Annotated in this window: 7 protein-coding genes; all 7 read right to left on the bottom strand. The window is 50.1% G+C overall.

Annotated elements, in window-relative coordinates; genetic code table 11:
• Positions 1-6: 6 nt before the first annotated feature.
• Positions 7-2331, bottom strand: a complete 2325-nt coding sequence (locus tag ACGHZ6_RS07880) for a TonB-dependent receptor (protein WP_390618283.1) — start codon at positions 2329-2331, stop codon at positions 7-9.
• Positions 2332-3080: 749 nt separating this feature from the next.
• Positions 3081-4337 (bottom strand): ammonium transporter, encoded by a 1257-nt coding sequence (locus ACGHZ6_RS07875; RefSeq protein WP_390619156.1) that lies wholly within the window; start codon positions 4335-4337, stop codon positions 3081-3083.
• Positions 4338-4686: 349 nt separating this feature from the next.
• On the bottom strand, positions 4687-6687 hold the full coding sequence (locus ACGHZ6_RS07870) for a DUF3488 and DUF4129 domain-containing transglutaminase family protein (protein ID WP_390618282.1): 2001 nt from the start codon (positions 6685-6687) through the stop codon (positions 4687-4689).
• The gene (locus ACGHZ6_RS07865; RefSeq protein ID WP_390618281.1) at positions 6684-7697 is read right to left on the bottom strand and encodes a DUF58 domain-containing protein; all 1014 of its coding nucleotides are present in this window, start codon (positions 7695-7697) and stop codon (positions 6684-6686) included. The genes ACGHZ6_RS07870 and ACGHZ6_RS07865 overlap by 4 nt, the downstream gene beginning before the upstream one ends.
• A 2-nt stretch (positions 7698-7699) precedes the next feature.
• Positions 7700-8620, bottom strand: a complete 921-nt coding sequence (locus ACGHZ6_RS07860; protein ID WP_390618280.1) for an AAA family ATPase — start codon at positions 8618-8620, stop codon at positions 7700-7702.
• Between the two features lie 97 nt (positions 8621-8717).
• Positions 8718-9905 (bottom strand): O-succinylhomoserine sulfhydrylase, encoded by a 1188-nt coding sequence (locus ACGHZ6_RS07855; RefSeq protein ID WP_390618279.1) that lies wholly within the window; start codon positions 9903-9905, stop codon positions 8718-8720.
• Between the two features lie 41 nt (positions 9906-9946).
• Positions 9947-11488, bottom strand: a complete 1542-nt coding sequence (gene purF, locus ACGHZ6_RS07850; RefSeq protein WP_390618278.1) for an amidophosphoribosyltransferase — start codon at positions 11486-11488, stop codon at positions 9947-9949.
• Positions 11489-11512 lie beyond the last annotated feature (24 nt).

Below are 11512 nucleotides of genomic sequence, written 5' to 3'. Positions count from 1 at the left end.
CTGGATTTAGAAACGGTAAGTCAGATCTACCCCGTAGCTGCGTGGACGACCTTCCATAAAGTAGTTAAAGCCGAAGCCACCTTGCAGGTTAATACCGTAAACGTCGTATTCCTTATCGGCGATGTTTTGCACCCACAGGGAAAGCGCATAACGCTCACTCTCATCGGTAAAGGTAGTACGGGCATTCCACAACCAGTAGGCGTCCTGCTTAATCTCTTCAAAACCTTCCTTATCGTTAAAGGCACTGAACCACTGATCATCCAGGTAGTTACCATCAATATGGAACTTACCGTAAATACCATCGGTAACAGCAAACTCATAGTCCAGAGCAATATTGAAGTTAACATCCGGAGAAGACACAGGCTCATTGCCCTTCAGGTCTACACTGGCTTGTGCCGCACCGGAATACAAATCCAATTCATTGTACTCACTATCCAGCAAACCCAGGCCCGCCTGAATAGTCAGGTTTTCGGTAGGCATGGCTAACAGTTCGAGTTCTAAACCGTAGATATCTACACCACCAGCATTTTCCAAGTTGGCTGAAACACCCACCTGGTTTACAAACTGCTGATCGGCATAATCGTAGTAGAACAATGAACCATTCAAGCGCATACGGCTGTCGAAGAACTCACCTTTAAAGCCCAGCTCATAGGCATCAACAAATTCAGGGTCAGCATATGCCGGGGTATCAGCGGTATACACCAAGCCGTTGTTAAACTGACCGGCACGGAAGCCGCGAGAATAACTCACGTAAGTCATGACATCTTCCGTTAATTGATAATCCAGCGAGATAGTCCCGGTGAATTCACGCTCGGTTTCGGTCAGCTCTTCACCGGAAGCATTAGTTAAACCATTGGAATGGGTCCACTGGAAAGTGGCTGGGTTAATGGGTGAATCCAAGCCTGTGGTATTACCCGGCAACCAACAACCTTCTGTTGGCTGCCCAGCCAGAGGCCCGAAGCCAGGATCGATACCATTGATACGACAGTAACGAATCTGATCGCGAGTAGATTCATCTTCGGTATAACGCAGGCCTACGGTTAAACCGAGGTTCTCATTGATGTCATAAGTGAAGTGAGAGTAAAGTGCCATGGACTCTTTGGTGACATCCATGGTGCGATCCACCTGCCCAAGGAACTGCAGTGCATTCACTGGAGAACCTGCCGGGATATTGGTCATACCCGGGAAATAAAACTCATCGTGCAAGACGTGTGTATTGATATCTTCATGGCCGTAATACAAACCGGCAATAAAGTTAAAGTCACCGTCAAAATCCGACACTATACGAAGATCCTGCGCATAGGCTTTGGTATCCGATTTCCAGTCAATACCCGCGAGAGGAGCAGATGTACCATCCACATCGGTTTCAGCCAGGTAATCACCATCGTAATAAGACGTTACCGATACCAGACTGAACTGCTCCATCTCGTAGCTGACCTTCAAGTTCATACCGGTCATTTCGGTTTCACTCTTACCAACCTTGTTGATAGAACCTTCACCGAAATCTACACCGTTGGTACCGGCATAGTTCGAACCGCCATTAGTGCCTTCCGCACGGTTAACCGCGGCACGTGGCGTGCTCTTACCATGGGTGATTTTCAGTACCGCATTTAAATCATCAGTCGGTTGGTAGTTCAGGGTTAAACGCGCCGCACGGTAATCGGTTTGGCCCATATCGGGACCATTACTGTTATCCCAGATGCCGTCATCTTTTTTGTAGGTATAAGCAAAACGTGCGGCCAGCTTGCCATCAATTAACGGGGACTCAATAGCTCCGGAACTCATATTCATTCCATGATTACCCACACCACCTGTCACAAAACCTGTGGTGACACCATCGAGATCCGGCGTACGTGAAATCAAATTAATAGCACCGCCGGTGGTATTTTTACCGTACAAAGTACCCTGTGGACCACGTAAAACTTCGATACGTTCCATATCAAACATGGATAAACCATGCAGATAACTCGAACCAATATAGGCTTCATCGGCGTACACACCAACAGGGCTGGAGGCGGAAGGCGTGTAATCAATCATGGATACACCGCGAATCGCAAACAACGGCTGCGCATCACCCAAAGGCGCACTCATCTGCATATTGGGCACTTGAGCGGCTACGTCCTGCGGCTTATCCCAACCCAGGGCTTCAATATCATTGGAACCAATTGCTGATACAGCCACAGGCACTTCCTGCATGCTTTCTGCACGCTTTTGCGCGGTTACGACAATCTCTTCCAGGGCGAATTCTTCCTGCGCATAAGCCTGCCCTGCTGTAAACGTAATTGCACTAACCGCCAGGGCCAGCTTGGTGTGTTGTATGGTTTTTTTCATCGTCAGCCACTCTCTTCAGTGTTTCCATTGTTTTTACCCCGCCTTAATTGTTGTTATGCGGGACTGGAATAATCATTTATCGATAGGGTTGTGATACTACGTCTGAGAAAGACGCACCTAGCCAGTTCGACGATTCGATTATAGGAAGACGAGGTTTGGCAGATACCTAACCTTGGTTGGGTTTTGGGCCTAACCTCTGTAGGGACTTTGCGGTTGACATATAGTAACGCCTAGATCGTTGTAGGCCCCGGTTCACCCAAGGGGCGGTGGTACCTGCTCCCGGCTGCAAGACTTGTCCTGAGGCGCTCGCACTGCGGAACTCGCTACAAAAACGCTCAGACAGTCCTCGTAAACACTCCCGCCTCAGGACAAGTCTTAAACGCAGCCTGATTGGTCGCTGGCACCACCGCCCCTTGGGTAAACCTACCTTCAATAAAAATTAAGCGAATTGGGTATCAACACAAACTAAATGAGGGAAAGATGGGATTGGCACAAAGGGAGGAGGCAGTCGGGGGGAGCTTCTCGTAGCAATCAGGCCATCGCTTAAGCGGCAGGAAAAAGTCAGGGTAGTCGCGGAGGTTGTTTGACCGCCAGGGAGTTTACGTAGCGCTGACTTTTTCCTGCCGCTTATGGCCGCGAAGAGAAGCTCCCCCCGGCTGCCTCCGAATTTAGAACCACAAAATTGCAGCACAAAAAAAGGGCTGCCCTATCAAGGCAGCCCTTTTCTAGTCTTCAATAAAACTGAAAACTTACAGCTTGTAACCAGACTCTTCGTGCAAAACGATATCCAGTCCAGCAGTCTCGTCTTCTTTACTTACGCGAATCCCGCCAGTCATAACACCGACCAGCTTCAGCAACACATAGGTAACAACTGCGGTGTAAACCAAAGTGGCACCTACGCCGATAGCCTGAACAGTGAACTGCTCACCGATAGAGTTGATGCCGTCGGCAAAACCGTAACCACTGAAAATACCCAGCTCAGTAGAGGCAAAGATACCGGCAAACAGGGTACCGATAATGCCGCCCACACCGTGCACAGGGAATACATCCAAAGAATCATCGATTTGCAGCTTGCGCTTGATAATCTGAGTTGCGAAGAAGCAGATGATACCTGCAGACAGACCAATCACCAGCGCACCCGCAGGGCCTACGAAACCGGAACACGGGGTAATAGTACCCAGACCAGCAACCATACCGGTTACGATACCCAGAACGCTTGGCTTGCGGAACTTGATCCATTCCATCGCCATCCAGGACAGAGAGCCTGCAGCTGCAGAAATGTGAGTCACCAGCATGGCCATAGCCGCATCGCCATTGGCTGCCAGGGCACTACCGGCGTTAAAGCCGAACCAGCCAACCCACAGCATACCTGCACCCATAACAGTCATGGTCATATTGTGTGGAGGCATAGCGGTAGTTGGGAAACCGTTACGGTTACCGATAACCAACGCAGCTACCAGTGCACCTACACCACAGGTGACGTGGACAACGGTACCACCGGCGAAGTCCAGCAGGCCCATTTGGCCCAACCAGCCACCGCCCCATACCCAGTGACATACCGGTACGTAGACTGCCAACAGCCAGAAAGCACTGAAAAGCAACATGGAGGAGAACTTCATACGCTCTGCGAAGGCACCCACAATCAGCGCTGGGGTAATGATCGCAAAGGTCATCTGGAAAATGCCAAACAGGGACTCTGGGATATCACCGGATAAGGTGTCACGCCCTACATTGGCAAAGAAGGCGTTGCTAAGACCACCGATAAAATCGTTGCCTTCACTGAAGGCCAGACTGTAACCGGCAATCAGCCACAACAGAGAAGCCACACAAGCGATGGCAAAACACTGCATCAAGACTGACAGTACGTTTTTGCTACGTACCAAGCCACCGTAGAACAGTGACAGACCCGGTAAGGTCATAAACAATACCAGCGCGGTAGCGGTTAAGATCCACGCCGTATTAGCCCCATCCAATCCTTCGGCCATGGCGCCTGGAGCGACCATCATTGCCGAGGCAATCGCTGCCCCTGTCCCCACTAATTTTTTTGTTAGTTTCATTATATTTTCACTCTAATTGCTCTAGGCTCTGACTGTTTTCTCGTGCTATGCCGTGGTTACTTTCCTTAAATAGACAAATACGCCCCATACAAAGACAACAACCACAATAAAGCCCAAAAATAGCGCCTTATAAATCAAAGACTTACAACTAAAGCACCACTTTCAGGCAAGATAAACGCCAATATTGTGCATTTTCCGGAGTCAACTCTCAAGCCCCAGGAGCTATCCCCCTGATTTTATTAAGGTTTTTATGCAAATTAAGGGAGAATAGAAAGCCCTCAGAGAGACCCGCTAGATATTATGGTGAAAAGCTGCGAACTTGGCTTTTTAGGCGCCCCAGCAGAACTCGTCGATCCTGGTAGTAAATCTGCTCAAACAGTGCGGTGATGGCTTGGGCCTGCTCCAGCAGCTCAGGCTTTTGTGCCACCAAATCAGATTCACCTAAGCGTTGGATATAATCCCTTGGCGCCTCACCCAGCTGGCGCGGGAATTGTCGGCGCGCCAGTTTGTCGGTAAAGCGTCGGTAGGCGTTAATGGCGGGGTCTTGGGGTTGGGGGCGGCGCTGCCAGTACAGGTGCAAGGCCACCAATAGGAGTATGCCGCCACCGACCAAGGCAACAAACATCACCAAGCGTTGAGGGGTAACCTCTCCCAGAATATTCCTCAGAGTCTCGGCTTGCTTTTGTGAATCGTAACCAAGCACCGAACGATGCCAGCGATAATTCAGCGCATCCAACTCTAGGCGCAAGCGATTTAAAAACGGATTCTGTCGATAACGCTGCAGTGAAAAGACTTCAGCAACTGGCAAAGCGGTATCCAAGCCACTTTCAATACGCTGAGGCGCTACAGCTGCCGTAGGATCTACCCTCAACCAGCCACGCCCTTCGAGCCAGACTTCAGCCCAGGCATGGGCATCGTATTGGTGAACTATCAGGTAGTTTTCCAGCTCATTGTATTCCCCGCCTTGGTAACCAACCACCACGCGAGCGGGTATTCCGGCAGCTCGCATCATAAACACAAAGCTGCTGGAAAAGTGCTCACAGAAACCGCGCTGACTGCCAAACAAAAACTCATCGACCGAATGCTCACCCAGCAGTGGCGGCTGCAAGGTATAAGTAAACGACTGATTATAGAATCCTAAAACACGCTGCAGGTATGCCTGGGGCGAACCCGACTCCTGGTACCACTGTTGTGCGGTAGCACGCGCTTGAGGATTGAAACCGTCTGGCAACTGTAATTCTCGACGCAAGCGCCATTGCGGTAAAGGATCAACTTCCAGCTGGTAATCCAAATAACTCTTAACCTGGTACTGGATTCGTTGCGTGACATTACCTTGTTTAACCAGGCGGAAATCCCGAGCTAACCCTATTTCCGGCTCCACAGCGACTGCACTTGGCAAAGCGTATAGCCAAGGTTGGTGGGAGGGTTCCATAATGACAGAATAAGCCAGAGCTTCACCGCTGTTTTCAATTAATCCTTTCCAACCAGGCTCTCGCTTATCAAACCAGCTCACCACCTCACCATCAAAATAATCATCTGGATCAGCCTGACGCCATTGCCTGCCATCAAAATCCGAAAAAACTAAACCACGCCAATAGAGTTTTTTTGTTGGCGGCGGCTCGCCTTCAAAGGTAACCCGAAATGCAACATCCCCGGAACGGGTCAAATTGGCAAAATCCCCTGGCGCCATGGAATCACTAACACCGGTTTTGGTAGCATGCTGCAAATTGGGCATAGCCCAGAAACTACCCAGCCGGGGCATAATAATAAACATCAACAACATCAGAGGAATACAGTGCAACAACATACGCCCCGTCAAGCGTACGCTTCGGAATGGGGCCGTATGCCCTGAAGGTTGATGCACAACCAACAAGGTTGCCGTTACCATCCACAGACACAGCCCCCCATAGAGAGCCGTTAACATAGACTGCGAAAAGAGAAACTGGGTAGCGACTAAAAAGTAGCTGAGATAGACCACCAGCAATAAATCACGATAGACACGAATTTCCAGTAATTTTAGTAAACAGGCACTGACCAATAAAGCCACCATCGGCTCCATACCCTTGAAATTACCGTAATTAAGATAAAGTGCTGCCGAAAAGAATATGACTAACACCACTTTCAAGGGTGCCTTTGGAAAATCCCAGCGACCACGAAACACCTGCAAACGCCACAACATAACGGCAGCCCAGGCCGCCCAAATAAATGCGGGTAAATGTGGAACCAAGGGGGCTATGGCAGCGGTTTGTGCACCCAGCAGCCACAGCAAGCTGTTTCGCGGTAACAGATAATGACTCATGGACGCGCCACCTTTATCATTGGCGCATGCTGGCATTCGAACAATGCCAAGGCTTTTAATACCGCCTGCTTGTGCGGTAAACCTGTGCCAGGAACTATCTCTACTCCCGGTAAACGCAAGCCATATTCTTGCTGGGTTTTACTGATTTCCAGGACCCAAAAACACAAACGGGATAAGCGTTCTTCACGCCCCATACCTTCAAGAGAATCCCAATCCAACCATAAATGCTGGTCGCGATGGGTTGCATATTCCTTGGTATAGAGATCACCACCGCGGGCGTATTGTTTCCAGGCTATTTGCTTGAGCGATTCACCGGGCTGATAGCTTTTAAAGCCGTAGAAATCCTCTGCTCCGTGCTCACAGTGAAATTCCCCCTCATCACCACTAACTTCTGATGGCGGAGGTTTTCCAGCTGCCAAGGGCTGTGGATAAACCAAAATTTGCATATCCATATCCAGCCAGGTCCAACAACGGATAATGCCAAACGGGAATCGGGATTCCACCAATAAACGTCCAGGGTTAAACCATCCGCGCTGGCAAGTAGGCACAAAGGCTTTAATACGAACCTGATCATCCTCAATCAGATCAGTGATAGTTTGCCCCCCGGTAGGAAAACCCACGAGAATATTCTCGTAGCCTTGGGACTTTCCTCCTTTTTGCATGGGACGCTGTAATAGTAATTCCACTTCACCATCATCCCCCAAAAAAACGGAGGATGAAGAGACAAACTCCAGCTGCAAACCCGATAAATTGCTGAAAGTATGCAAGATGGTGACAACAAATAATGCCGTCAACGTAAAAGCCAAACCAAGGATCAGGTTGTTTTCATAATTGGTGCCCACCAGCCATAGCAAGGCAGCAAAACCCAGAAAGCCAAAACCCGCTTTGGAGGGAAAAATAAACAGCTTTTTATTATCCAGCGTAACCTTACGCTGTGGCTGTAATCGCCGGCTTACCCAACGCCAAAAACGCTGCCTATAGAAGTCGCTGATTCGATCAGTGACTGCCACCTTTAGCTCACCACATCCACTTCATTAAGGATGCGTTCCACCAACGCATAACCACTTTGGTCGGTATAATTGGCGGCATCCCGTACCCGGTGGGCAATCACCGAAGGCATCACCGCCTGAATATCTTCCGGAATCACATGCTTGCGACCGTGAATCAGCGCCCATGTTTTGGCACAGCGCAGCAGCGCCAGTGCGCCACGGGGTGAAATGCCCAACGAGAAATCTTTTTCCGTGCGGGTAAACGCCACGATACGCTGTAGATAATCCAGCAATCCGTCACTGGCAGACACCTTCTCTACGGCATTTTGAATTTGCAGTAACTGCTCTGTCGTTACTCGCGCCTTTAAATCCCCCAAGCCGCGACTGGGGTCATTGCCTTTATAGATCTCCAGCTCCGCATGACGATCGGGGTAGCCCAGTTCGATACGCATTAAAAAACGGTCTAACTGGGATTCTGGTAAAGGGAAGGTACCGGACTGGGTAATGGGGTTCTGAGTGGCAATAACAAAAAACGGCTGCGGCAACTCGCGGGTTTCACCGTCTACGGTAACTTGATATTCCGCCATGGCTTCCAGAAGAGCACTCTGGGATTTTGGCGTGGTACGGTTAATTTCATCGGCCAATAACACTTGGGTAAACACTGGGCCGGGATGAAAACTGAACTGATTAGTGGTGCGATCAAATACCGAAACACCAAGTATATCGGCTGGCAACAGGTCGCTGGTAAATTGCACACGCTTGTAACTCAAACCCAGCACATTGGCCAGCGCATGGGCCAGCGTGGTTTTGCCCATGCCGGGAAGATCCTCAAGAAGCAAGTGACCTCTGGCGAAGAGACAGGTGAGTGCCAGTTTGATTTGTTGCTCCTTACCGAGAAGAACCTTACCAATATCAGCGATCAACTGGCTTATAAGTTTTTCCATCTACAGCGTCCTATCTCTTCTTATAATTTGTTTATGTCTTGCAGTATAAACAAATAAGGAGGCTAAAAGCCTCCTTATTTCTCACTCTGACACTTCTTTACAGCGCATCGATACCACGCTGTAAATCGGCTATTAGATCTTTCGGATCCTCCAGCCCTACCGCTACCCGAATCAGGTTATCGGTAATCCCTGCCTGGGCTTTGTCTTCATCACTTAAGCGCCCGTGAGTGGTTGTGCCTGGATGCACGATGGTGGTTTTGGCATCACCCAGGTTGGCCGTTAGCGACATAATCTGTGTGGCATCAATAAAACGCCAGGCTGCCGCCTTATCACCTTTGACACGGAACGACAGTACGCCACCAAAACCTCGCTGCTGCTTGACCGCCAGGTCATGTCCAGGGTGCGCCGGAAGACCTGCATAGAATACTCTTTCAATCGCATCCTGAGCGTCCAACCATTCGGCAATTTGCAGCGCATTGGCGCTGTGTGCGTCCATACGTAGGCGCAGGGTCTCCAAACCTTTGAGGAAAACCCAGGCATTAAACGGGCTCATGGTTGGACCAGCAGTGCGCAGGAAAATCAGTACATCATTAAGTGGTTCAGCGGGTCCAACAACCACACCACCGACACAACGGCCCTGACCATCCAGGTATTTGGTCGCTGAATGCACCACGATATCGGCACCCAGTTCCAACGGCTTTTGCAATGCCGGTGTACAGAAGCAGTTATCCACTACCAGCAGACAATCACGACTGTGAGCCATATCGGCCAGACGCGGAATATCCACCACATCACACAGGGGGTTGGACGGAGTCTCCAGGAACAATAACTGGGTATTGTCCTTAAATGCCGCCTCCCATTCACTGTAGTCAGTTGGATTAACAAACGTGGTTTCGACACCAAACTTTTGCATATAACGCGTGAACAATGCGGTGGTGGTACCAAACACACTGCGCGAACAAATCACATGATCGCCCGCTTTTAACAGCGCCATACAGGTACTCAGGATCGCCGCCATGCCGGACGATGTCGCTACAGCTGCCTCGCCACCTTCCAGTGCCGCAATACGGTCCTGGAACATACGTACGGTGGGGTTGGTATAACGCGAGTAGACATTACCCGGCTGCTCGCCGGTAAAACGTGCAGCCGCTTCTTCAGCGCTATTAAATACGTAACTGGATGTCGTAAAAATCGGCTCGCCGTGCTCACCTTCATGGGTGCGAACCTGCCCTGCTCTTACCGCCAGGGTATCAATACCGGCATCCGCAAATGGATCGTCCGTCATTGTTATTCCTTTAATTCAAAATTGTGTGACTAATACCTGCATTAACCTGCTTCGGCATTATCACCATCATTGTGCAAACCAATGACCGCATTTTCACCCTGGTCGATGGTTTTCTCTTTTGATGCTTTGGATTTATCGTTGCGCGCAGCATCCAATTCATCCAGGTAAGCCTGATCAACGTCACCCGTAACATACTCGCCAGTAAATACCGCACAGTCAAACTGGGTTACATCAACGTTACCTTCGGCGGAAGCGGCAATCAGGTCATCGAGGTCCTGGTAAACCAACCAATCGGCGCCGATCTCTTTACACACTTCTTCGTCGGTACGGCCATGAGCAATCAGCTCCTTGGCGCTTGGCATATCAATACCGTACACATTGGGGTATTTCACCGCAGGCGCAGCAGAGGCAAAGTACACCTTGGCAGCACCTGCATCACGAGCCATCTCAATAATCTGCTCACAGGTGGTACCACGCACAATGGAGTCATCGACCAGCAACACATTCTTGCCGCTAAATTCCAAGCCAATCGGGTTTAACTTCTGGCGTACAGATTTTTTACGCTGCTGTTGGCCCGGCATAATAAAGGTACGACCGATATAGCGGTTTTTCACCAGGCCTTCGCGGAATTTAACACCCAGAGTTTGAGCCAGGGCCTGGCCAGCGACACGGCTACTGTCCGGGATAGGGATAACCACATCGATATCATGATCAGGGCGCTCGCGCAGGATCTTCTCTGCCAGCTTTTCACCCTGACGCAGGCGCGCTTTATAAACAGAAATACCATCGATAATGGAATCTGGACGAGCAAAGTAAACATGCTCAAAAATACAGGGGCTCAGTGATGGATCATCGGCACACTGCATGGTTTGCAGCTCACCTTCGGTGGTAATAAATACCCCCTCTCCCGGCGCCACATCACGAATCAGTTTAAAGCCCAGTACGTCAAAGGCGACACTTTCACTGGCGATAATATATTCATCACCCTTCTCCGTGCTGCGCTTACCGATAACCAGCGGGCGAATACCGTGCGGATCGCGAAACGCAAACAGGCCGTAGTTGACGATCAGGCCAACACAGGCATAACCACCACGTACACGGCGATGTACGCTCTTAATCGCGTTGAAGATATCTTCCGCTTCCGGTTCCAGCTTGCCCTGGCGTTGCAGTTCGTGGGCGAATACATTCAGCAGCACTTCGGAATCTGAATCGGTGTTCACGTGACGCAGGTCGGTGCGGTACAAGTGCTCACGAATGGCATCGGTATTGGTCAGGTTACCGTTGTGAGCCATGGCAATACCGTATGGAGAATTCACATAGAACGGCTGCGCCAGCGCTGGGCCTGAACTACCGGCAGTTGGGTAACGTACATGGCCAATACCCACATTACCGATCAGGCGTTGCATATGGCGGGTACGGAATACATCACGTACCAGACCATTGGCTTTTTGCTGAGCAAACTTGCCTTGATGGCAAGTCACAATCCCGGCCGCATCCTGACCGCGATGCTGAAGCATGGTCAATGCATCATATAACTGCAGATTGACATCAGATTTGCCTACGATACCGACAATGCCACACATACTTGTTCTACCTCAGCTCCGAAC

The sequence above is a fragment of the Maricurvus nonylphenolicus genome (genome assembly GCF_042854845.1).
GTDB classification, from domain to species: Bacteria; Pseudomonadota; Gammaproteobacteria; order Pseudomonadales; family Cellvibrionaceae; genus Maricurvus; species Maricurvus nonylphenolicus.
This window is presented reverse-complemented; position numbering and strand designations above follow the sequence as displayed.